General features: G+C 70.2%; 20 protein-coding genes. 8 read left to right on the forward strand and 12 right to left on the reverse strand.

All coding sequences use genetic code 11. The annotated features are described in order from the left end of the window. Positions 1-15 precede the first annotated feature (15 nt). Genes HNP73_RS09745 through HNP73_RS09770 form a run of 6 tightly spaced genes read right to left on the reverse strand, consistent with a single transcriptional unit; the run spans position 16 to position 7414 of the window. The gene (locus tag HNP73_RS09745) at positions 16-2268 is read right to left on the reverse strand and encodes a Wzz/FepE/Etk N-terminal domain-containing protein (RefSeq protein WP_184148465.1); all 2253 of its coding nucleotides are present in this window, start codon (positions 2266-2268) and stop codon (positions 16-18) included. After that, positions 2265-3014, reverse strand: a complete 750-nt coding sequence (locus tag HNP73_RS09750; RefSeq protein ID WP_184148466.1) for a sulfotransferase family protein — start codon at positions 3012-3014, stop codon at positions 2265-2267. The genes HNP73_RS09745 and HNP73_RS09750 overlap by 4 nt, the downstream gene beginning before the upstream one ends. Then, positions 3014-4021, reverse strand: coding sequence for an acyltransferase family protein (locus HNP73_RS09755; RefSeq protein WP_184148467.1), 1008 nt, complete (start codon positions 4019-4021; stop codon positions 3014-3016). Before HNP73_RS09755 ends, HNP73_RS09750 begins: the two co-directional genes overlap by 1 nt. Continuing rightward, positions 4018-5430, reverse strand: a complete 1413-nt coding sequence (locus HNP73_RS09760; RefSeq protein WP_184148468.1) for an oligosaccharide flippase family protein — start codon at positions 5428-5430, stop codon at positions 4018-4020. The genes HNP73_RS09755 and HNP73_RS09760 overlap by 4 nt, the downstream gene beginning before the upstream one ends. Beyond that, positions 5430-6326 (reverse strand): glycosyltransferase family 2 protein, encoded by an 897-nt coding sequence (locus tag HNP73_RS09765; protein ID WP_221288445.1) that lies wholly within the window; start codon positions 6324-6326, stop codon positions 5430-5432. The genes HNP73_RS09760 and HNP73_RS09765 overlap by 1 nt, the downstream gene beginning before the upstream one ends. Then, positions 6305-7414 carry a glycosyltransferase gene (locus HNP73_RS09770; protein ID WP_184148469.1) on the reverse strand — a complete coding sequence of 370 codons (1110 nt, stop codon included), beginning with the start codon at positions 7412-7414 and terminating at the stop codon, positions 6305-6307. Before HNP73_RS09770 ends, HNP73_RS09765 begins: the two co-directional genes overlap by 22 nt. A gap of 86 nt (positions 7415-7500) precedes the next feature. Between HNP73_RS09770 and HNP73_RS09775 the strand changes: the two genes are divergently transcribed. From HNP73_RS09775 to HNP73_RS09790, 4 genes are all read left to right on the forward strand, one after another. Continuing rightward, the gene (locus HNP73_RS09775) at positions 7501-8928 is read left to right on the forward strand and encodes a hypothetical protein (RefSeq protein ID WP_184148470.1); all 1428 of its coding nucleotides are present in this window, start codon (positions 7501-7503) and stop codon (positions 8926-8928) included. 58 nt (positions 8929-8986) lie between these two features. Then, positions 8987-10654, forward strand: coding sequence for a hypothetical protein (locus tag HNP73_RS09780; RefSeq protein WP_184148471.1), 1668 nt, complete (start codon positions 8987-8989; stop codon positions 10652-10654). 98 nt (positions 10655-10752) lie between these two features. Then, complete coding sequence (locus tag HNP73_RS09785; RefSeq protein ID WP_184148472.1) at positions 10753-12051, forward strand: NAD(P)/FAD-dependent oxidoreductase; 1299 nt, start codon at positions 10753-10755, stop codon at positions 12049-12051. Beyond that, on the forward strand, positions 12051-12941 hold the full coding sequence (locus tag HNP73_RS09790; RefSeq protein ID WP_184148473.1) for a DMT family transporter: 891 nt from the start codon (positions 12051-12053) through the stop codon (positions 12939-12941). The genes HNP73_RS09785 and HNP73_RS09790 overlap by 1 nt, the downstream gene beginning before the upstream one ends. 11 nt (positions 12942-12952) lie before the next feature. Here HNP73_RS09790 and HNP73_RS09795 read toward each other — a convergent pair whose 3' ends face one another. Beyond that, entirely contained in the window at positions 12953-13891 is a 939-nt protein-coding gene (locus HNP73_RS09795) for a polyprenyl synthetase family protein (RefSeq protein WP_246399781.1), read from the reverse strand. Positions 13892-14003: 112 nt separating this feature from the next. On the opposite strand from HNP73_RS09795, the gene HNP73_RS09800 reads away from it, so the two are divergent. The 4 genes from HNP73_RS09800 to HNP73_RS09815 all read left to right on the forward strand — a co-directional run bounded on the left by HNP73_RS09800 (position 14004) and on the right by HNP73_RS09815 (position 16186). Next, complete coding sequence (locus HNP73_RS09800; protein WP_184148475.1) at positions 14004-14225, forward strand: putative signal transducing protein; 222 nt, start codon at positions 14004-14006, stop codon at positions 14223-14225. A 68-nt stretch (positions 14226-14293) separates the two neighbouring features. After that, positions 14294-15025 carry a tRNA1(Val) (adenine(37)-N6)-methyltransferase gene (locus HNP73_RS09805; protein WP_184150576.1) on the forward strand — a complete coding sequence of 244 codons (732 nt, stop codon included), beginning with the start codon at positions 14294-14296 and terminating at the stop codon, positions 15023-15025. Positions 15026-15077: 52 nt separating this feature from the next. Next, a complete protein-coding gene (locus HNP73_RS09810; protein WP_184148476.1) occupies positions 15078-15953 on the forward strand; it encodes a DMT family transporter in 876 nt (291 codons plus the stop codon). 62 nt (positions 15954-16015) lie between these two features. Continuing rightward, positions 16016-16186 carry a YdcH family protein gene (locus tag HNP73_RS09815; protein WP_184148477.1) on the forward strand — a complete coding sequence of 57 codons (171 nt, stop codon included), beginning with the start codon at positions 16016-16018 and terminating at the stop codon, positions 16184-16186. Positions 16187-16289: 103 nt separating this feature from the next. Here the strand turns inward: HNP73_RS09815 and HNP73_RS09820 are convergent, their stop codons facing one another. The 5 genes from HNP73_RS09820 to HNP73_RS09840 all read right to left on the reverse strand — a co-directional run bounded on the left by HNP73_RS09820 (position 16290) and on the right by HNP73_RS09840 (position 23731). Further along, positions 16290-17672 carry an ATP-binding protein gene (locus tag HNP73_RS09820; RefSeq protein ID WP_184148478.1) on the reverse strand — a complete coding sequence of 461 codons (1383 nt, stop codon included), beginning with the start codon at positions 17670-17672 and terminating at the stop codon, positions 16290-16292. A gap of 99 nt (positions 17673-17771) precedes the next feature. Then, positions 17772-18458, reverse strand: coding sequence for a response regulator transcription factor (locus tag HNP73_RS09825; protein ID WP_184148479.1), 687 nt, complete (start codon positions 18456-18458; stop codon positions 17772-17774). 59 nt (positions 18459-18517) lie between these two features. Further along, the gene (locus HNP73_RS09830) at positions 18518-20029 is read right to left on the reverse strand and encodes a Do family serine endopeptidase (RefSeq protein ID WP_184148480.1); all 1512 of its coding nucleotides are present in this window, start codon (positions 20027-20029) and stop codon (positions 18518-18520) included. 97 nt (positions 20030-20126) lie between these two features. Beyond that, the gene (mdoH, locus tag HNP73_RS09835) at positions 20127-22247 is read right to left on the reverse strand and encodes a glucans biosynthesis glucosyltransferase MdoH (RefSeq protein WP_184148481.1); all 2121 of its coding nucleotides are present in this window, start codon (positions 22245-22247) and stop codon (positions 20127-20129) included. Next, positions 22235-23731, reverse strand: coding sequence for an OpgD/OpgG family glucan biosynthesis protein (locus HNP73_RS09840; protein ID WP_184148482.1), 1497 nt, complete (start codon positions 23729-23731; stop codon positions 22235-22237). Before HNP73_RS09840 ends, mdoH begins: the two co-directional genes overlap by 13 nt. Positions 23732-23970: the final 239 nt, after the last annotated feature.

Consider the following 23970-nt stretch of genomic DNA (forward strand, 5'->3'; position numbering starts at 1 on the left):
TTCGTGCCGGTTCGGTCATTCGTGATAGTAGAGGCCGCCGCAGGTCTGCGAGAGCCGTGCGCGGTAGTAGGTATAGCCGTCGAAGGACTGGCGGGCGGCCTTCTGCTCGTTCAGGAGCGTGACGACGAGGCCGGCGATCGGTGCATCGACGGTTTCGAGTTCGCGCAAGCCTTCGATGACCGCGCCACGTGGGGTGCTGCCCCAGCGGGCGCAGTAGACGACCGCGTCACAGAGCGTCGAGAGAAATCGCGCGTCCGAGACGACGAGCGCGGGCGGCGTGTCGAGGATGACCAGCTCATAGCGCTCCGAGAGCGTGCGGAGGAGTTCCGCGAAGCGGTTCGAGGCCAGCACGTCGGCGGCGTTCAGCCAGTTTCGGGTCTCTTCGGGGCGTGCGAGGAGAACGTGAAGGCCGGTCGCGGGATCACGGAAGATCGCCTCTTCGAGCGGCGCGGTGCCGTCGAGGACCGAGAGGAGGCCCAGGTGGTGGGCGCCGGGACGCAGCGTTGCAGTGGCCGGTGAGCGGCGCAGGTCGCAATCGACCACCACGGCGCTGCGGCCCATCTGGATGCTCGCGAGCGCGGTCAGGAGTGCGGTCACCGTCTTGCCCTCCTGTGGCACGGTGGAGGTGAACATCACCACGCGCGGCGGATGCTCGGGGTTTGCGTGCAGGAGGCTGGTGCGGAGGTTGCGCACCGCTTCGGCAAGGGACGAGTTCGGTCGTTCCGACAGGCGGGCGAGCACCTCGCCACGGCTGCGGCCGGTGCCGACCGACGGGATGGTGGCGAGCACCGGCCGGCCGGTCAGGTGCTCGGCCTGCTGCGGCGTGCGGAAGGTGGCGTTGAGGAGGTCGAGGATCAGGGCGAGCGCGGTGCCGGCGGCGAGGCCCACGAGGCCGGCGAGGGCCACGATCAGCAGCCGGCGGCTGTGGTCGGGTGCGAGGGGCGGCTCGGCGGGTGAGAGGATGCGGGCGTTCGGCGCCTGCAGGTCCACCTGTTCGGAGGCTTCCTTGAGCCGGTTCAGCATCGTCTCGTAGATCAGCCGGCTGGCTTCGGCCTCGCGTTCGAGCTGGCGCAGGCTGAGGTCGTCGCGCGCCTGGCCGAGGGTCTTGGTCTCGAGACTTCGCACGGTGGTGCCGAGGGAGGCTTCCTCGGCCCGGGCAGCCTCGGCGTCGAGACCGGCGGCATTGACGATTGCCGCCGCCTCGGCCTGAATCTGGCGGCGGGTCTCGGAAAGATCGGCCGCGAGCGTACGCCGCGACGGATGGCGCCGGGAGAGTCCGGCAAGGCGGGTCGAGAGGCCGGCTTCGGTCTCACGCAGCGCGCTGATCGGCGGGGCGTCGCGGAACTCGTTCACCGACGCGAGGTCGGTGCCGCCGGCGAGGGCCTCGGACAGGCGGCGGTGACGGGCGTCGGCCTGCGCCGTGCGGCCCCGGGCGGCGGCGAGCGCTTCGTTGAGCGTGGCGAGCTGTTGCTCGGAGATGTCCAGGCCCTGGCCGGAGTGGTCGCTGAGGTCGGCCCGGGCGGCCTCGACGGTGTCCTCAGCGGCCTGCACCCGGGTGCGGGCGTCCTCCACACGGATTGCGAGCCATTCGGTGGCGCGTCGCGTGGTGTCGGTCTTCGTGGCAAGCTGGTCGATCAGATACTGTCGGGCGATTGCGTTGGCGATCGCGGCTGCCGTTGCGGGCCGGCCGGATGCGACGGCGATTTCGATGACGCGGGTGCCGTCGATCGGGCGCAGCGTCAGCGCCTCGAGGACCGCTCCGGTGACGAGCAGGCGCTCGCGGAGGGCAGCGTCCGGGGGCGGTGGAGTGTCGACGTCGGGAGCGAAGCGGAGTGCGAGGCTGGCGAGCCAGTCCGGCGGCGTCAGGTCATGGAGCCACCCGGAAAGTCGACTCCCGGGGCGCAGAGCGGGGTTGAATTCCGGGTTGGCGGTGAGGTCGAGCCGGGCCACCACCGCATCGACGAGGCTGGTCGAGCGCAGCACCTCGATCTCGTTCTGGAGCGTGTCCTTGCTGAAGGCCGGGTCGGCGAGGATGTCCTTCAGGTCGATGACGTTGGGCTTCTCGGCTGCGAACATCACCCGTGCGGTCGCGGTGTAGCGGTCGGGCAGCCGTGCGGTGACGACGGCGGCGAGGGCGGCCGTGAGCAGCCCCGCGAGCAGGATGGTCCATCGGCCGCGCCAGAGGCGCGAGGCGAGTTCGCGCAGGCCGACGAGATCGTCCTCGTCCTCGGGGGGGCGCAGGCGCAGGGGCTTCGGATCGTGTTTCACGGTTCGGTCCGGGCAATGAAGGCGGCATGGGCGGCCTCGGCGGCAGCGAGTTCGTCCGGGGAAAATGCGACGTGCCGTGGGCTCGGGTCTGCGGCCGCAATGCGGTTGCGGTGGCCGGCGAGGGGGTCGCCCGCGCCCGGGCGGGTCGGGGAGGCGCGATAGGCGTTCTTGAGTGCCGGACCCAACGCGAGAAAGTCTGTGAGGCGCGCGAGCGCTGCCTCTGGCGCGGCAATGAGCGACTCGTGGCGGAGCGCGAGTCGGCGCTCCGGCGGGAAGTGGTCCCAGAGCTCGGAGAGACGGGCGAGGCGGGCGGTGTAGTAGGCGGCCGCGCTGGTAGCGTCGGGGTAGTCGCGGCTGTCGAGGGACGCGAAGAGCGCGAGAATCGAGTCAATCGCCGGTGCCGGCGAGCGGGTCAGAAAGATCGCCCGCCCGGTGAAGAACGCCGTCGGGACGTCGACGTCGAGCCCGTCATGCAGGATCTTGTCAAAGAGGAACCGGGCGCCCGGTTTCCAGCGGCCGGCGCCGATCTGGTTCAGGATGAGGCGGCCGGGCGCGGCCGGCGCGCCGTGGTCGATGTGGCTCTCGCCATAGCCGGAGATGGCGGGGTGGGCGCAGAGCACGTTCGAGAGCGCCGTCGAGCCGCAGCGCATGTGGCCGAGGAGGTAGACGCAGCGGTCGTGGCGGGCGTGCGGCGCAAGGCCGAGGCCGGTGCCCGCGAGGCGCTTTGCAAAGGCAGGCACCGGCATCACGACCATCCGAGCAGGCGTGAGGCGCCGAGGCGCCGTGCGAACCCGGCGGCCACGAGGGGCAGGAGGACGCCTGCCGGGATGATGACTGCGAGGATGAGGCCCCGGTCGGTGACACCGGCGTGGACAAGGGCGATGCGCAGGGCCGCGAGGACGAGGACGTGGGTGAGAAAGATCGGCATCGTTTGTCGGCCAATTCTGGCGACGGCACCGGCGAGAGCGGTGCGGGCAAGGGCGTCGCTGGCGGCGAGGGCGAGAAGGATGCCGCCGGCGGCGGCGGGCAGATAGCGGACCTCGGCCGCCGGATAGCCGGCGATCGGGGCGGTGGCGGCCAGCGCGGCGAAGGCGGTGCCGCTTGCGAGGAGGACGAGAGCGGAAACCCGCGCGGCCGGGTTGGCTGCGGCTCCGCGTATCCGCGCCGGGTCGAGGGTGGTCGCGATGAGGAGAAGCCCGGTGAAGCGCAGATAGGGGAGCAGCCAGGCGTCGGGCGTGCGGTCCGCGAGCAGGAGTCCCACGAGGATGAGGGCGCAACCGATTGCCCGGGTGGCGGCGACCGGCAGCGGCCGGAGCAGCCGTGCGAGGGCGAGCGAGCCGCCGAGCACATAGAGAAACCACATCACCGACGGCGGCGCCCAGAGCACGCGGAGCGGATGCACCGCCTCGACCCGGGTGTTGGTTACGTCACTGAAGCTCGCGTGGAAGCTGAGGATGACGAGACTCCAGAGCAGGTAGGGCCAGACGAAGCGGCTCGCGAGGCGGCGGGCGAAGGTGCGCGGTGGCTCGGTGAGGGCGGAGCGCGCGAGCAGGCCCGAGAGGAAGAAGAAGAGCGGCATGTGGACCGCGTAGATGACGACGATGGCGAAGCGCCCGCCCGGGGTCTCTCCCAGCGCCCGCTCGACACCGATCAGGGCGTGTCCGGCGACGACGAGGGTGATGCCGAGGGCGCGGGCGATGTCGAGATCAGCGGCGCGCGCGGCTGGAACTGTGGCGGGGGGCGCAGCGATCATGACTGAGGGGTCCGGGCGGTGCGCAGGAACTCGGCCGTGAGGGTTGGCCGGCAGAACCGGAGGTAGGCCGCCCAGAGCAGGGCGCCGGTGGCGATCTGGAGCGCGAGGGCTGCGGGAGCGGGACCGGCGGCGGCGAGCGGCACGGCGAGGCCCAGGGCGGCGGCGGCGGCGAGCGTCGAGGCTCCGGGCAGGAGCACCGGGATCGGCGCGATCGGGCGAAGGAGCACGACGGTCGCGGCGGTACCGAGCGCGGCGGTCAGCGTTTGCGCGAAGGCGACCGCGATGACGCCGTGGGGCCCGGCGATCAGCGTGGTGGCGAGGCCCGTTGCCGCGAGGATTGTAGCGAGGCGCGGCAGGACGCGGGTGCGGCCGTGGCTCGCGAGGATGGGTGTGGCAAGTGCCACCGGGACGGCGAGAAGCCTCGCGACCGCGAGGATCGCGAGAACCGGTGCGGCCTCGCTCCACGCGGGTCCGAGCAGGGTCTCGACGAGTGACCCCGCCGTCAGCGCGAGGCCGAGAAAGACCGGGACGGTGAGGACGAATGCGCCGTCAAAGAGCCGGGCGACCGCTGGCGCCGTGAGCGGACCGCGGCCGGCGAGCGACGACCAGGCGAGGACGCGCGTGGTCTCGGTGACGACTTCGCCGACGGCGCCGGCGATGCGGGCGGCGATGCGGTAGAGGGCGACGGCGGCCGGGCCAAGGACGAGGCCGACCACGAGGTCGGCGCCGGAGGTGCCGGCGAGGGAGGCGAGCGAGGCGAGGGTGACGTGTCCCGAGACGGGCAGCAGGGCCCGCGCGCGGGAGAGGTCGAGGGAGAGCCGATGCTCACCGCTTGCGGTGGCGAGACCCGCGGCCAGAACGACGGCGCGGACGACCCGGGCGATGGCAAGCGCGAGAATGCCCCATCCGGCGACGAGCAGCCCGGCCGCGATCGCCGACTGGGCGATCTCGGCGGCGATGAGCGGTCGCGCCGCGCGGTCGGCCTCGCCACGCCGCAGCAGCACGCCCTCCCAGACCGCGGCGGCGCCGAGCGGAAGTATCGAGAGGCCGAGCAGAGCGAGCGCGGGAGCGAGATCGGGGGTGTCGGCGACCTGCGCGGCGGCGACGGCGGCGCCGAGCGCGACGGGCTGGGCGATGAGGCCGAGGGCGATGGCGATGGCGAGGATGACCGGCGTCGCCGCACCCGTTTCATCGAGAACGACCGCCTCGCGCCAGCCGGCGCGGACGAGGGTCCGGAGGAGTTCGGCACCAGCGAAGGCGAGGACGAAGCTGCCGAGGGTCTCGGGGGCGAGCAAGCGGCCACCGAGGACCAGCAGGAACAGCCCGCTCGCCTGCGGGACGATGCGCGCGGCGACGACCCAGCCGCCGATCCTGAGCGCCGAGCGGCGGGGAGCGGGCGCGGGCAGCATCAGAGCCTCAGGACGTGCTCGGGGTCGAGCTGGCCCGAGAGTGCGTGGGCAAGCCCCAGCCAGTTGCCGCGCAGCCGGCCGCGACGGTCGACCCATGGCTCGGGCGAGAGCGCGCGGAGATGGTTCGCGATCAGGTTCTTTGCGATCAGCCGGGCGGAGCGGAGTGGCCGCATGGTTCCCTTGCGCGCGAGATAGACCGGGTTCGCCACCTGCGAATAGCCGAGGCGGAGGCCGGGCGTGCGGCCGGTCTTCACCCCGCAGTGGACGCCGCCGAAGGCGTGGGTGAGCACCAGCCGGCCGCGTGGCAGCAGGCGGGCGGCGAAGTCCACGTCCTCCTGCCAGCCATAGAGTGGCAGGCGTTCGTCAAAGCGCGTGGCGCCGATCGCGCCGGCGCGGAACGCCATGTTGCAGCCGTAGAGACCGTCGAGGTTCGCGCGCGGCCGCAGATCGCCGGGACCGGCGGCGTCGGCCGCGTCGACCAGATGCTCGGCCTCCGCGAGCGGGATGCCCGACGTGGAGACCCCGTCGGCGATGACGCGGCCGGTGGCGCCGACCACGTCGGGCCAGGCGAGGAAGATCCGCTGGATGCCTTCGAGGGCGTGACAGGACGCCACGAAGTCGTCGTCGAAGAACGCAACCAGCTCGCAGTCATCGAGCACCCGTTCGAGGGCGCGGTTGCGCTGCGCGGCAAGGCCGGCGGTGCCGGTCACGATCTCGGCGCCCGCCGGCAGGGTGGCGGGAAGGTCTTCAGGCCCGGCGACGGAGAGGATCAGCCGGTCGGGCTGGCGGGTCTGCAGCCCGAGACGTTCGGCGAAGCGGGCGAGGCAATCGGGCCGGCCGCGGCTCGCGACGATGAGGGCAAGGCGCGGTGGCTTCATCGGGCGGGGTCCGGGCATTCGGCCTCCAGGACGGCGAGGACTGCTGCCGCCGCGCGGGCCCAGGTGAAGCGCCGTGCGTGGTCGCGCCCGGCAATACCCCGGACGCGGGCTTCGCCGGGATCTGCCGCGAGACGCCGGACCACGGCAGCCCATGCGGCGGGACTGTCTGCCGGGGCGTGAAGTGCCGCGGTCCCGCAGGTCTCGGGCAGGGCCCCGAGAGGCGCGATGATCGCCGGCGTGCCGAGGCGCATGGCTTCGAGCGGCGGCAGGCCGAATCCCTCGGTGGTGGAGGGACAGAGCTGGCAGAGCGCCGCCTCCAGAAGCGCGCGCAGCTCCGCCTCGGTGACCTCCCCGGCGAGCACCACGTTTGGCGGGATCGGTTCGGAGAAGGCTTCGCGGCGGGCGCGGCCGGTGAGGACCAGACGGACGTGGGCGATTTCCGGGCGGGCGAAAGCCGCCAGAAGCATGGGGATGTTCTTGTGCGCCCGGGTACTCGCGAGCGCGCAGGCATAGCCGCCGGGCGTGAGGCCGAGGCGCTCGAGGACGTCGCCGTCCGGGTCCGGGCGAAGGATATGATCGACGCCGTTCGGAATGACGGTGATCGCCTCGGGTCGGGTGATGCCGAAGCGGACGAGTTCGCCCGCCGCAAAGTGCGACACGGTGAGGATGCGCCGGTGGCGCCGGCCAATGAGCGGCAGGCTCGCCCGATACCAGAGACGGAAGCCGGCGGCGTAGGAATCCGGGCTGGCGAAGACCTGCGCGTCATGGATCATGGTGACCGCATTGCGGGTGAAAACCGGACCCTGGTTGCCGAAGCCGAGGATCAGTCGGCCACGGGCAGCAAGGGGCAGCCCGGTCTGTTCCCAGAGGCGTGGTGCTGGGCCTGCCGGCGCGAGGCGCGTGAGCGGAGCATACCCGCACTCGGGCAGGAGGCTGTCGAGCGCGCGCATGAGCTCCACCGCGACACGGCGCACCCCGCCTTCACCTGTGACGGCCACCCGGGCGTTCACCGCGACCGGAAGGGTGCGCTGTGCGATCAGCGCGTCCGGGAGGCTGGCGACCTCGGCGCTGCGGCAGGACTCAACGGGGGGGATTGCTCTTGACACGATGCCCGCCATTGGGCGCAGGTTAGGTTAATACAACCATAACGTGTCTCACGGTATCTCCTCCGGGCCCGCCGGAAGGAGACCCGATGACGCTGGTGCCAATGATCGGATTCTGGGTGCTGGCCCTTTGGGGTTTTGCCGGGCCGGGGTGTCGGCGGCTCGTGACGTTGCACCTCATGCTGCTGCCATTCGGCTCGCTGGCGGTGTTGCCGGTGGCGGCGAGTGGCGGCCTCGCCCTGACGCCGGCACCGATGCTCGGGGTGTTGCTCTGCCTGCGCTGCGCGGTGTCGCACGGCGGGCTCGCCGGCATGGCGCGGCTCGCGATGGCGCCGCGCGGCATGCTGCTGCTCGCGGCCTATGCGGTGGTCGCGCTGGTCGCGACGGTCTTCCTGCCGCGGATTTTTGCCGGCGCGATCGTCATGCCCTATCGCGGCGAGGTGCTGGCGCCCATGCCGCTGGCGCCATCGGCGCAGAACCTGTCGCAGCTTGCCTATCTGCTGACCTCCATCCTCGTGGCGTTCGCCTATGCGAGGGTGCTCGGGCGCCCTGCGGAGCGCCAGCACGCCCTCCGGGCCCTCGTGCTCGGTGGCGCAGTCGCGGTCGTGACCGGGCTGCTGGACCTCGCCACGTCGGTTCTACTCGTCGCGCCACTCCTGGAGCCGTTTCGCACCGCAAGCTACGCGCTCCACGTCACCCACACGATCATGGGGACGAAGCGGGTTGTCGGCCTCATGTCGGAGGCGGCGGCGTATGGCCTGCTCTGCGTCGGCTACCTGTCGCTGCTCTATTTCCTCCGCCGGGCGCTGCCGGACGGCTGGCTCCGACGGCGCGGCGTGCCGGCGCTGCTCGTGGCACTTCTCGCCTGCGTCGCGCTCTCGACCTCGACGGCGGCCTATGCCGCGCTGGCGGTGCTCGGAGGCGCGGCAGTCGCTGAATGGGGCTGGCGCTCGGCCGCACTCAAACGCCGGGCCCCGGGCCGGCGCGGCCTCGCACCCGAGGCCTGGGCCGCGATTGGCGCCCTCTCCGGGCTGGCGGCGATCTTTGTCATCTTGCCGCACCTCCTCGACCCGGCGGCGGCGATCCTCGAGGCCACGGTGGTCGAAAAGGCGGCGTCTGCGTCCTTCGCCGAGCGGAGCGCCTGGACCGAGGTATCGTGGCGGGCGTTCCTCGCCACCGGCGGGCTCGGGCTCGGGGTCGGGTCCACCCGGGCGTCGACCTCGGTCGTGGGGGTCTTCGCCGCGACCGGCGTTCTCGGCGGCTGCCTCTACTACGGCTTCCTGCTGCGGACGATGACCCGGCGGGCGCTCGGGGGTGATCCAGAGGCGCGGCTTCTGCTCGGCGGGGTGCGCTGGGCATGGGTTGCGCCCTTCGCCGGGAGCCTTCTGACCGGGATCAGCGCGGATTTCGGACCGTTTCTCGCCTTCCTCTTCGGAGTGGGCGCGGCGGTGGGCGACTGGCGGGGCGAACCGCGCGCCCGGGCGCCCGGTGCCGCAACCCAGTCGGGACGCGCTTAGGCTCGCGCGCCTCTAGGAGCGCCCGGCCACCCGGGTGCCGCAGCGGGAGGCTTCGGTCATGGCGACACGGTTGAAGGTGCAGGCGCTCAATGCGATCTGCCGGACGAAGGGGGGCGTGGGCGGGCACCGCCTGACCATCGCCGGGCTGAACGAATGGGCGGTGCTCATGGGTGGCTCGTCCGGGCACCGCCGGGGGGTTGGCGCGCTGAACGAGATCAGCCGGCGGCTTGGCGGCGCGGGAGGTCACGGGCTCGTCATGGCGGCCCTGAACGAGATCGCCGGCCTGCTGGGGGCGGGCGTCCACAGCGGCAGCGTCGCGGCGCTCGACGCGATCGGGGTACGGCTCGCGGACGGCACCACTCCGACGGAGCCATCGACACCGGTCGGCACCGGGACGGACGATCCGATTCCGGTCTACGTGTTTGGCGACTCGAACTCCGATCCGCTCTATTCGCAGGGATCGTGGGCCTGCCGCACGCTTGCGCGGCTCGACGGGCGGTTCTTCTCGCCGCCCGGCGCCAACCTCGCGGCGGCCGGCAAGAACGCCAACTGGGCGTGGCGGCAGATCCCGTTCCTGAACGCGCTGACCGCCGCCTGGGGCAAGGGCGTGGTCTGGTATCACCATGGCACCAACTATTCGGCGGCGGCCGGGTCCGAGGCGACAGCGGTGGTCGAGGCCGCGAAGGCGCTCGGCCACAAGGTGGTCTGGATCATCCCGGGAAGCTGGACCGGCAACCTTGTCGAGCTTCTGCCCGCGGCGGCGGCCTATGCCAGCGATCCGGCGGTGAAGGTGATCCGGGGCGACCTCCTGCTCCTCGACCGGGCGGCACAGACCACTGACGGGGTGCACTTCTCCGAAGCCGGCGATCTTGCCGTCCGCGATGCGCTGCTGCCGGTCATGGCCGGGTTCCATCCGCCCCGGCCGATCACCTATCTCGCGCGGAACGCGCTCACACCGATTGCCATGACCGGAGCGACCGGGACGGTGAACGCGCCGGCGACCGGGCAGGTGCCGGCCGGCTGGCTGGGCTCGCGCGCCTCCGGTGACGGCGCGGTGAGCTTCGCCTGCGTCACCGAAGCCGGGCGGCCGGCGGTCGAGATCAGCGTTTCCGCCGTCTCGAGTGCCACGACCGCGATCCTCAAGGTCCCCGCGCCCGGCGTGGCAATGGCACTCGCCACAGGCGATTGCGTCGACGGGACGTTTTCCGCGCGACAGGTCTCGGGGCAGCTCGACAAGCTCGACCTTCTGAACTTCACCAGCCGGGTGGGCTGTACCGGTGATCCGAGCGACCGGGTGGGCGCAGGCGACTGGCGCTCCGTGGGCTACATCCTGCCCAAGGCCGCTGCGGCCGCGGCGCAGGCGGTCGATGTGGAGGTCCGGGTCCAGCCGGGACAGACCACCGTCGTGCGGGTCTGGGACGTGGCGATCTGGAAGCGGACGATGCCCGACCACGCACCCGTCGCCGACCGTGGCAGTGCGCCCATGCTGGGTGACGCGGTGGCCGGCAGGCCCTGCGCCGTCATTCGCGGCACCTGGTTCGCGAAGCCGCAGACGATCGGCTGGAGTTATCAGTGGCAGCTGAATGGTGCTGACGTCGCCGGAGCGACGGGCGCGAGCTTTACGCCCTCGGCACCGGGAGGCGTGCTCACCTGCGCAGTCACCGCGACGAATGCGGCCGGTGCATCCACATGGATTACCCCGCCAAGGGGGGTCACCGCCGCCTGATCCCGTTCCGGCGTCTCCCGGGGTTGCCGTCGGGTCGGGGCCGGGACTAGACGGGGAGAGACGCCGCACCGGCCTCTTTTCCCGTCCACAGGCTCCCGATGCCCCGCCTCGATCTTCTCACCGCAAACGACCGGCCCGGATCGTATCCCGCCAGCTGGTATGCGGCTTCGACGCCGCTCCTGCCGGGGTTTCCGCCGCTTGCCGGCACCATCGACGCCGACGTCTGTGTTGTCGGCGGTGGCTACACCGGCCTCTCGGCGGCACTTCACCTCGCGGAGGCCGGTTTCTCCGTGGCGCTGATCGAGGCCAGCCGCGTCGGCTCCGGTGCCTCCGGGCGAAACGGCGGGCAGGTGCATTCCGGACAGCGGCAGGATCAGGGGTGGCTCGAGGCCCGGTTGGGTGTGGCGCCGGCGCGAGCCCTCTGGGAGCTCGCGGAAGAGGCGAAGGCGCTGGTCCGGGGGCTCATTGCCCGGCATGGCATCGACTGCGACCTTCAGGACGGCATCGTCGCGGCGGCGCACAGGGCGGCCTATGTCCCGGAGTACCACGCCGCCGCCGAAAAGCTCGCGCGCGAATACGGCTACGGCCTCGTGACGCCGCTCGACGCGGGCGAGATCGGCGCCCTGCTCGGGACAGACGCATACTTCGGCGGCACGATCGACCGGGGTGCGGCCCATCTCCATCCGCTCGCCTATGCGCTCGGGCTCGCGCGCGCCGTCGTCAGTGCCGGGGTGCGGATCCATGAGACGAGCCGGGTCACGGCGATTGACCCGGGCGACCCTTCGGTGGTGCACACCGCTGCAGGGTCGGTGCGGGCGCGTTACGTGGTGCTCGCCACCAATGGTTACGTTGGTGACCTCGTGCCGGCGGTGGCGGCAAGGGTGATGCCGATCAACAACTTCATCGTCGCCACGGCACCGCTCGACACCCCGCCGCTGGCCGAGCCCGTGGCGGTCGCGGACTCGCGGTTTGTCGTCAACTACTACCGGATTTCGTCTGACGGCCGGCTGCTCTTTGGCGGCGGCGAGAGCTATGGCTGGCGGTTCCCCACCGACATCGGCGCGCGGGTGCGTCCGCGGCTTCGGGAGATTTACCCCCACCTCGGCGACGTGGCGCTCGACTACGCCTGGGGCGGCACGCTCGCGATCACCGTGAACCGGATGCCGGCCTTCCAGCGGCTGGCGCCCAACGTGCTCTCCGCAGCCGGCTACTCCGGGCAGGGTGTGGCGACCGCCACGCTCGCGGGCAAGCTGATCGCCGAGGCGGTCGGCGGGACAGCGGCGCGCTTCGACCTCTTTGCGAGCATCCCGCAGCCGGCGTTTCCCGGCGGCGCGCTGCTGCGCTGGCCGGCCCTCGTGCTGGCGATGAGCTGGTATGCCATGCGGGACCGTCTCTGATGCCGCTGTGGGTCCTGATTTCGGTTGCCTCAGCCTTCCTGCAGAACGGCCGCACGGCGTTGCAGAAGACCCTCACGCCGCGGGTCGGCATCGTCGGCGCGACCTACGCGCGCTTCCTCTTCGCGGCACCCTGGGCGGTGGCGGTGGTGCTGGCGCTGCTCTGGTATCGCGGCATCGGCCTGCCCCGGATCGGGGTCACATTCGTCCTCTGGGCGCTGGTCGGGGCGGTGGCGCAGATCGCGGGGACGCTCCTTCTCCTGCATCTCTTCAGCCTGCGGAACTACGCGGTCGGCAACACCTTCGCCCGCACCGAGACGGTGCAGTCCGCGCTCCTCGGCCTCATCCTCCTCGGTGACCGGATGCATGTGCTTGCGGTCGCAGGCATCCTCGTGAGCCTCGCCGGGCTCGTGCTGCTCTCGGCGTCGCGCGGCCTGGCGGGCGGGGCGATGAACCGGGCGGCGGCGCTCGGCCTCACCTGCGGTGCGTCCTTCGCGGTCGCGGCGATCGGCTACCGGGCCGCTTCGCTCTCCCTGCCGGAGACGGGCGAGTTTCTGATCCGCCCGGCAGTGACCCTTGCCTTTGTGACGATTGCGCAGTCGGTGATGCTGACCGTCTGGATCTGGCGTCGTGGCGAGGGAGGCATCCGGGCGGTGCTGCGGGAATGGCGCCTCGAGTCTCTGGTGGGTGCGGCCGGAATGCTCGCCTCGCTCGGCTGGTTCACGGCGTTCACGATGGTGCCGGTGGCGCAGGTCAAGGCGGTGGGGCAGGTGGAGCTGGTCTTCAACTGGCTGACCGCACGCTTCGCCTTCGGCGAGCGGCCAAGCCTGCGCGAAACCACCGGCATCACGCTGGTCTGCGCCGGGATCGTGCTCCTGGTTCTCGGGGCCTGAGGCTGGCGGCCTCAGGCGGCGCGGGAGACCACGAAATCGGCGAGCGTCTCAAGCTGATCGCGGAGCGGATGCGCGGGCACCGACGCGAGCACGGTGCGGGCGCGGGCGGCGTAGGCGAGCGCGGTCTCGTGCGCGCTCTCGAGCGCCCGGTGCCGGGCCATCAGCGACAGCGCCTCCTCGAGATCGCCCTCGCGCTGGTCGCCGCGCGCGATGGTGCGGGTCCAGAACGGCCGGTCGGCCTCGCCCCCGGCCGCGATGGCGCGGATCACCGGCAGGGTAAGCTTGCGCTCGCGGAAATCGTCGCCGGCGTTCTTGCCAAGCCGGGCGGAGCGGCCGCCGTAGTCGAGCACGTCGTCGGTGATCTGGAACGCGAGGCCGAGCGCGTCGCCGTAGGCGGCCAGTGCCGCGACCTGCTCCCCCGAGGCGCCAGCAACCTCGGCGCCCGCCTCGGTCGCCGCGGCGAACAGTGCCGCGGTCTTGCCTCGGATCACCTGCAGGTAGATCGACTCGCTGGTGTCGATGTTCGAGGCGGCGGTCAGCTGCAGCACTTCGCCCTCGGCGATCACCGCCGAGGCGTTCGCCAGAATGTCGAGCACGCGAAGCGAGCCGATCTCGACCATGAGCTGGAACGAGCGGGCGAAGAGATAGTCGCCGACGAGCACGCTCGACTTGTTGTCCCAGAGCAGATTCGCCGTGGGCCGGCCCCGGCGCCGCTCGCTTTCGTCCACCACGTCGTCGTGGAGGAGCGTCGCGGTGTGGATGAATTCGACGGCCGCGGCGAGGTGCAGATGGTGCTCGCCCGAGTAGCCACAGAGCCGTGCGGCGGCGATCGTCAGCAGCGGCCGGAGCCGCTTGCCGCCGGCCTCCACCAGATGCGCGGTGACTTCCGGGATGCGGGGCGCGTTCTCGCTCACCATGCGCTCGCGGATGAGCCTGTTCACCGCCTCCATGTCACCGGAGAGCTCGGAGGTCAGCGCCTCCAGCGGCGATGTCTGGGGCTCGGGGCGGCCATCGGTCGCTTGGGCCTCGACCTCGCGTGGGGTGGCCTCTACGTTGGGTCTCATGCGGGAACTCCTGCGCACCAACGACCCGACAGTGATCGCCTTCAGCACCGCTTTGTTGCGGGCCGAGGATATAGACTGCTTTGTTCTGGACGTCCACATGAGCGTGCTCGAAGGGTCGATTGGACTGCTCCCCCGCCGGATGATGGTGGCGGACCGCGATCTGTTCCGGGCGCGGGCGATTCTGAAGGACAACGGAGTGGGCGATTGCCTCCTGGAGTGACGCCGACCGGCGTCATCGGGGACGGCGTGCCGGAGCTGACCCGCGACGGTTTTCTCGACGGGCGCCTGATGATCTGGCAGCCGCGCGATGGCTATCGCGCGGCGATCGACCCGGTGCTTCTCGCGGCGTTCGTGCCGGCGGAATCGGGCGAGAGCGTCCTCGAACTGGGTTGCGGCGCCGGAACCGCGGTGCTCTGCCTCGGTCGTCGTGTGGAGGGGCTCGCCCTGCACGGGCTCGAGATCCAGCCGGCCTATGCGGCTCTGGCCCGGCGCAATGCGGCGGAGAACGGCATCGCGCTCACCGTGCTGGAAGGCGACGTCGCGCGCCCGCCGCCGGAGCTTCGGGCGGCAAGCTTCGATCATGTGCTGATGAACCCGCCGTTTCACCCGTCCGGGAGCGCACCCGCGCGGGACACGGGGCGTGATACGGCGCACCGGGAGGGCGAGGCGAAGCTCTCCGACTGGCTCGACGCAGGGCTGCGGCGACTGCGCCCGGGGGGGCGGCTTGCGATCATCCACGCGCCGGCGCGCCTCGGCGAAATCCTCGCGGCGCTGTCGGGGCGCGCGGGAAGCATCGACATCCTGCCGGTATCGCCGAGGCCGGGAGCACCGGCGCGGCGGATCCTCGTTTCGGCTCGAAAGGGACGCGGCGGGGAAATCCGGCTCTGGCCGGCGTTTACCCTGCACGAAGAGGCCTCGCACAGTCCGGCCGCTGGCAGTTATAGCAGTGCTGCGTTGAGTATCCTGCGGGGGGCAGGAGGGTTGTGGGTGAGTGGGTGTGTCCGGGTCACGGAATATTAACCTGATCTGAACCAGGATCCGTGGCTTCAGGAAAGAGTACAGGGAGTACGAGATGAATGCCGGCGTTGGCTTTCTGATTCTCGCAATGATTCTGACGCCGGCTGTAGACGGGGTAGCGAAGACACTTTCGGCGGATTACTCCCCGATGATGATCGCCTTCGTCCGGTACCTTTCGGCCGGGCTCATCGCGCTCATGGTGGCGCGGGCGAGCGGCCGGCGGATCGAGGTCGCGCGGGACGACCGGCTGGGGCAGGTGGCGCGGACGGCGCTCGTCATGGGGGCGATGACCGCGCTCATTGCCGCGCTCGGCATGGTGCCGATGGCAAAGGCGGTGGGTGGCTTCCTGATCGCGCCGATCGTCTCGGGCCTGCTCGGGATCCTCGTCTGGCGCGAGGCGCCGACGCTGCCGCGGCTTGTCGGCTCGGCGCTGAGCTGCCTCGGTGCCGCGATTCTGATGCGCCCCGAAGCGGGGATCGAGCTCGGGTCGGTTTTCGCCCTCGTCGGCGGCGCGCTCCTTGGCACGTATCTCGCCGCGACCCGGGGCGCGCGAAGCCAGACCGATGCGCTCTCGACCCTCGCGGTTCAGTCGCTGCTGGGCTCGGCCATGCTCGCGCCCTTTGCTCTCGCGGGTGGTCTGCCGCTGCTCACGCCGGCGCTTCTCGTCGGCGTGCTCCTGCTCGGCAGCCTCTCGGCCGCGTGTCATTTCCTGACCGTCGCCGCCTACCAGCGGGCCGACGCGGCGCAGCTCGCGCCGTTTCTCTACTTCAACCTCATCACCGCCATGGCGGTCGGTTTCCTCTGGTTCGGTGAGACGGTGACCCCGCTCGCCCTGCTCGGCCTTGTGGCGATCGCGCTCGGCGGAATGGCCACTCTCGTCGATCCGATGCGGTTGCGCGACCTCGCAATCCCGCGAGTTCGGGCTGCGTGACAGACGTGTGAATCCATGTTCTAGTGATACCGTTGGGCATCAACCGACCTAGGAGGTAAGGCATGAGCATGGGTTCTCACCTCAGCGAGCTGCGGAAAAAGCACCAGGCGCTTTCCGTGGAGATCGAGGAGGAACAGAAGAAGCTCTCAAGCGACGACCTCGCTATCAAGCACCTCAAGCTCAGGAAGCTACATCTCAAGGAAGAAATCGAGCGTCTGGCCGTTCAGGCCTAGGGCGCCGATCCGCGCTTCAGTCAGGGCAGAATGCCCCCGCCAAAGCGCAGCCTGCACCGGCCGAAGCCTCGAGCTTCGGTCGGCATTTTTCAGCCGGAACTGATCAGACCTCTGCCCCCCGGCCTGCCGGGAAGCGCAGTTCCGCTCTGAGGCCAGGCTGGTTGTCTCCAAGCTCGATGGTCGCACCGTGCATCCGCGCCACTGAGGCGACGAGTGCGAGGCCGAGGCCGGTGCCCGGGCCGCTCCGACTCGGGTCGAGGCGCACGAAGCGGTCGAGAGCGCGGGTGCGATCGGCCTCGGGAATTCCCGGGCCCTGATCCGCGACGACGAGAGCAGGGCCAGCGTGAGGGTCGCGGGATTCCGTCGACACGGTGATTATCGACCCCGCCGGCGCATGCTTCAGGGCGTTGTCCACCAGATTCGAGACGGCAAGCGCCAGGATCTGGTCGTGTCCGCGCACCATGAGCCCTGCCTCGGTGCGGACGGCGATCCGGAGGCCACGGTCTTCAGCCGCCGCCTCGTAAAGGTCGCTGACGTCTGTCGCGAGGCGACCGAGATCGACGTCGCCGAACTGATCGCTGCCAAGTCCTGCGTCGATGCGGGAGATGTCGAGGAGCGCGGTCGCCGTCGCGAGCACGTCCTCTGCCTCGCCGAGGGCCGATTCGATCCGACGCTGCCGTGTCTCGGCCGGGAGCCCGTCGTCGGCCGCGCCCTCCAGGTGCCGAACCAGTCGGCCGAGGGGGGTGCGCAGGTCATGGGCGAGGCTGTCGGTAACCGTGCGCAGATCGCTCACCAGAATCTCGATCCGGTCCAGCATGGCGTTCAGCGTACTGGCAAGCCTGTCGAACTCGTCGCCGGTGCCACGCAGGCCGATCCGCCGGTCGAGGCGCCCGTCCATGATCGCCCGCGCCGCGCCATCGACTTCCGCAATCCGGCTGCGAACGAGACGCGAGAGAAGCCAGCCGGTGGCGACTGCAAGCCCGAGGATCGCCACCAGCGCCCAGACCAGCGCCCGGCCCAGCGTGCGGTCGAATGCCGCCCGGGCGGCGACGTCGCGGCCGACGAGCAGCAGTTCGCCGCCCGGCAGGCGAACGGAGCGGGCGGAGATCCGGGTCGGGTGGGAGCGATCGGTGCGGTAGAGGCTCAGGGTCGCCCAACCCACGCCGGGCGCGAGGGTTGCGGGCCAGCCGGAGAGGTTGCCGGCGATCCGCTGTCCGCTTGTGTCCGCGAGAAGGTAGATCGCGTCCCGGTCGGGGGGCGTGGCGAGGCGGCTCTGGACCGCGGCCGCGAGTGCGGGCACGCCGTCCCGGCCGTAGTCGTCGAGCAGGCCGGTGATCTCGGCATCGACCACTGCGCGCTGCTCCTCGTCGATGACGCCGCCGACGCGCCAGTAGAGAAAGCCGAGGACGAGGCCGGTCGAGATCGCGACGAGGACGAGATGGGTGAGGATCAGGCGGAGGGTGGCGCTGCGCAGAAGGGGTGTCAACTAGCGCGTCCTCGGAGCAAACCCCGGCCGACGGGGTGAGGGGTGTGGGGCGGCCGGAGCATATTGCGCGTCAAGGGTGGGTCCTGCCACCCTCCGCCTTCAGATCGCAGCAGCCAGCTTGTAGCCAGCGCCGCGAACAGTGTGGATCAGCGCCTGTTCACCTTCGGCGTCGATCTTGCGGCGCAGCCGCGAGATGTGGACGTCGATGACGTTGGTGCGCGGATCGAAACGGTAGTCCCACACGCCTTCGAGAAGCATCGTCCGGGTGACGACGCGCCCCTGGCGGCGCATGAGGTATTCAAGCATCTGGAACTCTCGCGGCAAGAGCTCGATCCGCCGGTCGCCGCGCCGTGCAGTGCGGGCGATGAGGTCAAGTTCGAGATCGCCGCAAGCGATCTGGGTCTGTTCGGCCTTGGTCTCGGCCGGCCGGCGCAGCACCGCCTCGAGCCGGGCGGAAAGCTCGGCGAACGAGAAGGGCTTCACCACGTAGTCGTCAGCGCCGGCGCGCAGGCCATTCACCCGTTCGTCGATGGCACTGAGCGCAGTCAGCAGGATCGCCGGGGTCTGTATCCCCGCGGCCCGGACGGACCGGACGAGCGAGAGGCCATCGAGGTCGGGCAGCATCCGGTCGATCACCATGGCGTCGAAGCCACCGCCGATCGCATGAACGAGACCGTCACGCCCCGAGGCGGTCGCCTCCACCGTATAGCCCGCCTCACGCAGGGCCTTGGCGAGATACGCCTGGGTGTCCTGATCGTCCTCCACGACGAGAATGCGGCGTGACATAGGCTTTGGGCTCCCGGTTCGGGGTCGGCCGGCCCGTCGGGGCCGGCCTCAGGCTGGCATCAGGCCAGCTTCACACCGACGAAGATCTTGGCGCCGCGGCGTTCGATCTGCAACAGGACGGCGTCGCTCTTCGAGTCGGCGATCGCACGATCCACGTCGCTGGGCGAGCGCACTTCGGTGCTGCCGATCTGCAGGATCACGTCGCCGACCGCGAGGCCCGCATTGGCGGCGTGGCCGGTGCCATCGAGCGAGGTGATGACGACACCGTCCACGTCGTCGCCGAGGCCAAGCTGCTCACGGGCGGTAGGGGTGATCGCCTCGAGCGTGACACCGAGCTTGTCGGAGGCAGCGCTCGCCTGCGGCTGCTGATCGCTCTCGGCAGACGCGACCTTGGTGTTGTCGAAGCGGCCGAGCTTCAGGGAGAGGGTCTCTTCCTTGCCCTGACGCAGCACGTCGATCTTCACCGTGGCGTCCGGCGCCGCGGCGGCGACGAGCTTCGGCAGCTCACGGCTCGAGTCGACCGGCTTGCCGTCGAACGAGAGGATCACGTCACCGTTCTTCAGGACACCATTCGACGGCCCGGCTGCGATGACCTCGGAGACCAGTGCGCCCTTTTCGTCCTTCATGCCGATCGCCGCGGCGATCTCGGGCGTCACGTTCTGGATCGAGACGCCGAGCCAGCCGCGCTCGACCGAGCCCTTGTCCTCGAGCTGGGCGATGACGGTCTTGACGGTGTTTGACGGGATCGCGAAGCCCACGCCGACCGACCCGCCGTTCGGGGAGTAGATCGCCGAGTTGACGCCGATGACCTCGCCTTCGAGGTTGAGCAGCGGACCACCGGAGTTGCCGTGGTTGATCGCCGCGTCGGTCTGGATGAAATCGACGTAAGGTCCTGCGGAGATATCGCGGGCCAGCGCCGAGACGATGCCGCGCGTGACGGTGCCGCCGAGGCCGAACGGGTTGCCGACCGCGATCACGTCCTCGCCGACCCGCACCGCGTCACTGTCGCCGAGCGCGAGTTCAGGCAGGTCCTTCGCGTCGATCTTCAGGAGCGCGAGGTCGGTCTGCTCGTCGGTGCCCATCACCTTCGCATCGAATTCACGATCGTCGGACAGGCGCACCTTCACGCTCTCGGCGTGATCGACCACGTGGTTGTTGGTGACGATGAGCCCGTCGCCCTCGATGACGAAACCCGAGCCGAGTGCCACGCCCTGCGGCCGGTCCGGCTGCTGCGGGCCGTTGTTCTGGCCGAACGGGCCGGGCATTCCGGGACCGTCGGGAAGGCCGAACCGCCGCAGGAACTCGTCGAACGGCGAGCCCTCGCCGAAGGGCGACTGGCCCTGCGGGCCACGCATGCGGCCGCCATTGTCGTTCGCGGCCCGCTGATCATCCTGGGTGGCAAGCACGGTCACGACGGCCGGGCTCACGCGCTCAACGAGATCGGCGACTGCGTTCGGCGCCTCGGTATCGGCAGTTGCCACGGGGGTCCAGGCGATCCAGGCGGCGGAAGCCGCCGCGATCGCGGTCGCGGTGACCGGGATCGAGTGGGTGAATGTCGCGCGTCGCGTCATGGGAACGAAACCTCTGTCTGCTCTCGCTCCTTCGGGAGCGTCCAGGGACAACATCGGTTCCGCATCTGACGGCGCCGTCGCGCGAAGATTAAATAAGCTACATGTTGGCGCGCGCCTGAGCGCGTGCCATGGGCGGGGGCGCGAGTCCCGCGAGGGTCGGGGGCGAGGCGAGCACCGCGTAGGTCTCGCGCGGATCGAGGGCATCGAGCCCGAGCCCGTCGGCGATCTTGAGAAGCGCGCTGGCAAGCGCCGCGTCCGGCTCGCCCGGCCGGCGGGCGGTCGGCGGATCGGTCCAGGCGAAATGCCGGTCGAGGGCCGCAGGGTCGGAGAGGAGCTCGCTGAGCCCGGCCGGCACCCGGGCGCGGTCGCGCAGCGTCTCCGCCTCGGCGACGGCTTCTGCCACCAGTGCCGGCGGATTGCGCTCCTCCGGCGTGGTGAGCAGGCCCATCCGGCGCAAGGCGCGCCCCATCCGGGCGCTCCCCATGAAGGCCGAGAGCGGAATCGCCAGCACGAGCCCGAGGAGTGCCGGGCTCATCCACGCGAGCAGACGCCACGAGATCGCGCCGGCGGCGACCGCGAGAATGACACCGGCGAGGATGTGCCGCCGGTGAAAGCGCCAGAGCACCGACCACGGAACCCGGTCGGCGTCCCGCGCCTGGCTCGGCCAGCCGCTGTCGGCACCGGTGATGATCTGGGCGATCGAGGTTGTCTGCACCAGCATCATGATGGGCGCAACCAGCGCGGTCAGCAGAACCTCGACGATGAGCCCGAAGACCGAACTGATGCGCAGGCCGCGCGAGCCGCGTTCGCGCAGGAACGAGGCGGTGCCGAAGAGCTTCGGCGCGTAGAGCACCAGCATGCAGAGCCCGAACAGCGCCATGGCGCGTTCGGGGTCGATGCGCGGCCAGTCGGGAAAGAGCGACCACTGGTCGAGGAAGTAGTCCGGCGGCACCAGATAGGCGTGCAGCGCCAGCGACATGCCGGCGAGCAGGAACAGCAGCCAGAGCGGCGACGAGAGGTAGGACATCACCCCCATCGCGAGGTGGATCCGGCTCAGGGGATGAAAGCCGGGCGTGCCGATCAGCCGCGTGTGCTGGAGGTTTCCCTGACACCATCGCCGGTCGCGCTGCGCGAGTTCGAGCAGGTTCGGCGGCGCGGCCTCGTAGCTGCCCCCGAGGTCGTCGGCCATGCGCACCGCCCAGCCGCCGCGACGCACCAGCGCCGCCTCGACGAAATCGTGGCTGAGGATCAGGCCGCCGAACGGCGGCTTGCCCGACAGTTGCGGCAGCCCGGCGCACTCGGCGAAGGCCTTGGTGCGGATGATACAGTTATGGCCCCAGTAGTTGCCGGCGTTGCCGAACCAGGCGCGCAGGCCACGGGTCAGGACCCCGCCGTAGACCCGGCTCGCGAACTGCTGCACCCGCGCGGTCGGCGTCTCGCCGCCAATGAGATTGGGGGAGGTCTGCAACATCCCGAGCTCGTCATCCGCCTCCATGCGGCGGGCGAGTTCGATGATGCAGTCAGCCTCCATCAGGCTGTCCGCGTCGAGCACCAGCATGTGCGGATAGGCGTCGCCCCAGCGCTCGACCCAGTCCTCGATGTTGCCGGCCTTGCGGCGCAGATTGCGGCCCCGGTGGCGGTAGAACACCCGGTGACCGATCTCCGGGTCCTCCCGGGCCGCGGCAACCATGGCTTCCTCGGCGAGCCAGTATTTCGACTGATTCGTGTCGCTCAGCAGAAAGAGGTCGAAAACGTCGCCCGCGCCCTTGCGATGGATCGCCCGCATCATCGCCATGGCGGCGCCGAAGATCCGGGCCGGATCCTCGTTGTAGGTCGGCATCAGCAGCGCGGTCCGCCTGGTCGGCGGCGGGCCGTCGGCCACCTCGCGATGTCCTGCACCGAGGAGAAATCCCATCAGCGGCGAGACGCTGCCAAGACCGATCCAGGCGATGTTGATCACGAAGAGCACGAGCATCACCCGCTCGACCCCGGTCAGTTCGCCGACCTGCAGCACCAGATACATCTGGTGGGTCAGAAAGATCGTGCCGAGAATGGTGATGAGCGCGAGCGCCGCCCGTGCCAGACGCACCCGCGGCTCGCCTTTCAGCCGGTGACGCTGGCGCTTGTCATAGGATCTGAGCGACTGGGTCGGCATTGCCATCGGCTCCTGCCGCGGCAGGGGCGCGTCCGGGCCGGCGGCAAGGGTCACGTGCTCCATCGATACACCCAAGTCTCGGCAATCCGCCGCTCGCCGGAGCGAAGCTCGACGCGCATCTCGACCACATCGGAATTGCCGGGATCAAGATCGAACTGCAGGCGCAGCCCGTTCACCTCGGGGTTCTCGGAAACGACCGCGTCATGGATGCTGCCGGGGTTCGCCTGTGCGACGAGCTGCACCGCGGAGGCACGCACCGGCGTCTGCTGGCCCTCTCCGGCGAAATCGACGACGAATCGCCGACGCCCGTTCGGGCCGGCGCCTGAGAGCGTGCCGGAAATCTTGAGAAGCCCTTGCAGGTCAGGAACATCCCATCCCCACGTGAGGCGATAGGTGAGGGATATCTCGGAACCCGCTGCGATCGGCTGTACCGGGCGCCAGTAGGCGACGATGTTGTCGTGGATCTCGTCACCCGACGGGATCTCGATCAGGACCACATGGCCGCGGCCCCAGTCACCGATCGGCTCAATCCAGAGGCTCGGCAGATTCTGGAACTGATTTGTCAGATCCTGATACTGGTCAAAGCGGCGCTCGCGCTGAATGAGGCCGAAGCCACGCGGCCCGGAGTCGGAGAACGCGCTGATCTGGAGCAGCCGAGGCGAGTGCAGCGGCCGCCATAGCCGCTCGTCGGAGCCGTTCCACATCGCCAGACCGTCGGAATCATGGACGCCGAGGCGGAAATCGTCGTGCTCGCCGTGATCCTTGGCATCAAAGAGGAACATCGAGGTGAGGGGCGCGAGCCCGAGGTGCTCGATGTCGGCACGCGCGAAGATCGTCGCCTCCACGTCGAAGCTCGTCGGGTCCCCCGGTCGCATGGTGAAACGGTAGGCGCCCGAGGCGCTCGGACCGTCGAGGAGCGAATGGACGACCATCCGGTCCTCGCCCGGCTCCTCGATCCAGTGGGCGCGGAAGAACGGAAATTCCTCGCCCTTCGCCTCCCCGGTGCCGATCGCGAGGCCGCGGGCGCTGAGGCCGAAGGCCTGGTTCTTCGACACCGCGCGGAAATAGCTCGCGCCGGCGAAGATGGTGAACGGCGCGAGCTGGTCGGGCTGGTTCAGCGCCTTCAGCCCGCGGAACCCGGCAAAACGCAGGGCCGTCGGGTCGGCTGGCGGCGGAACCGGGCCGAAATCGTAGAAGTCCGGCGAGTAGGCGATCTGCTGTGCCACGCCGCCGGTGACCATCGAGATCTCGACCGGCACCGTGTAGATGAAGCCGGTATGCAGCAGCTCGACCGCGAAGCCGGTGGGCGGATCAACGAAGAATCGCTTCTCCGGCCGGAACTGGATCGAGGCGTAGTCCGCTGCCGAAAGCGAGGCGAACGGCTCGGGAACCACCGGCGTCGGCGCCGCGAACGGCTTCGAAGCAAGATCGCGTGCCAGATCAAGCACGACCGACCGCGAGAACGTCGGCTCCTGTGCCAGAGATGCACCCGCCCGGGTCGCCAGCGCTATGGCCGCGGCTCCCGCGAGAAAATCTCGCCGCTGCATCAGGGGACCTCCACTCGTAAACGGCTCCCGTGAGCCCCCGAGGCCGCGAAAGCAAACCGAATCTTTCACCACGCCCCCTCCGCGTCGTGTCGATAACATTATAACCCGGCCGGAGCCGCAAGGGATGCGTCTTCGCTTCCGCGAGTTGGCGCAGTCCCCCGGCGAAGAATCGGACACACTGGCCATGGATCACTCGCGTCGCCCTCATTAAGGATCTTTCACGCGAGGTAAATCTGGCG

The sequence above is a fragment of the Amaricoccus macauensis genome (genome assembly GCF_014201905.1).
Lineage (GTDB): Bacteria > Pseudomonadota > Alphaproteobacteria > Rhodobacterales > Rhodobacteraceae > Amaricoccus > Amaricoccus macauensis.

What these genes read in the sequence shown, in the direction of transcription:
- HNP73_RS09815 (WP_184148477.1), top strand. Translation starts at nt 16,016, where the DNA reads ATGAGCATGGGTTCTCACCTCAGCGAGCTGCGGAAAAAGCACCAGGCG.
- HNP73_RS09795 (WP_246399781.1), bottom strand. Translation starts at nt 13,891, where the DNA reads ATGGAGGCGGTGAACAGGCTCATCCGCGAGCGCATGGTGAGCGAGAAC.
- mdoH (WP_184148481.1), bottom strand. Translation starts at nt 22,247, where the DNA reads ATGGAGCACGTGACCCTTGCCGCCGGCCCGGACGCGCCCCTGCCGCGG.
- HNP73_RS09755 (WP_184148467.1), bottom strand. Translation starts at nt 4,021, where the DNA reads ATGATCGCTGCGCCCCCCGCCACAGTTCCAGCCGCGCGCGCCGCTGAT.
- HNP73_RS09760 (WP_184148468.1), bottom strand. Translation starts at nt 5,430, where the DNA reads ATGCTGCCCGCGCCCGCTCCCCGCCGCTCGGCGCTCAGGATCGGCGGC.
- HNP73_RS09790 (WP_184148473.1), top strand. Translation starts at nt 12,051, where the DNA reads ATGCCGCTGTGGGTCCTGATTTCGGTTGCCTCAGCCTTCCTGCAGAAC.
- HNP73_RS09840 (WP_184148482.1), bottom strand. Translation starts at nt 23,731, where the DNA reads ATGCAGCGGCGAGATTTTCTCGCGGGAGCCGCGGCCATAGCGCTGGCG.
- HNP73_RS09775 (WP_184148470.1), top strand. Translation starts at nt 7,501, where the DNA reads ATGACGCTGGTGCCAATGATCGGATTCTGGGTGCTGGCCCTTTGGGGT.
- HNP73_RS09825 (WP_184148479.1), bottom strand. Translation starts at nt 18,458, where the DNA reads ATGTCACGCCGCATTCTCGTCGTGGAGGACGATCAGGACACCCAGGCG.
- HNP73_RS09780 (WP_184148471.1), top strand. Translation starts at nt 8,987, where the DNA reads ATGGCGACACGGTTGAAGGTGCAGGCGCTCAATGCGATCTGCCGGACG.
- HNP73_RS09800 (WP_184148475.1), top strand. Translation starts at nt 14,004, where the DNA reads ATGCGGGAACTCCTGCGCACCAACGACCCGACAGTGATCGCCTTCAGC.
- HNP73_RS09810 (WP_184148476.1), top strand. Translation starts at nt 15,078, where the DNA reads ATGAATGCCGGCGTTGGCTTTCTGATTCTCGCAATGATTCTGACGCCG.
- HNP73_RS09785 (WP_184148472.1), top strand. Translation starts at nt 10,753, where the DNA reads ATGCCCCGCCTCGATCTTCTCACCGCAAACGACCGGCCCGGATCGTAT.
- HNP73_RS09765 (WP_221288445.1), bottom strand. Translation starts at nt 6,326, where the DNA reads ATGCCCGGACCCCGCCCGATGAAGCCACCGCGCCTTGCCCTCATCGTC.
- HNP73_RS09805 (WP_184150576.1), top strand. Translation starts at nt 14,294, where the DNA reads ATGATCTGGCAGCCGCGCGATGGCTATCGCGCGGCGATCGACCCGGTG.
- HNP73_RS09750 (WP_184148466.1), bottom strand. Translation starts at nt 3,014, where the DNA reads ATGCCGGTGCCTGCCTTTGCAAAGCGCCTCGCGGGCACCGGCCTCGGC.
- HNP73_RS09830 (WP_184148480.1), bottom strand. Translation starts at nt 20,029, where the DNA reads ATGACGCGACGCGCGACATTCACCCACTCGATCCCGGTCACCGCGACC.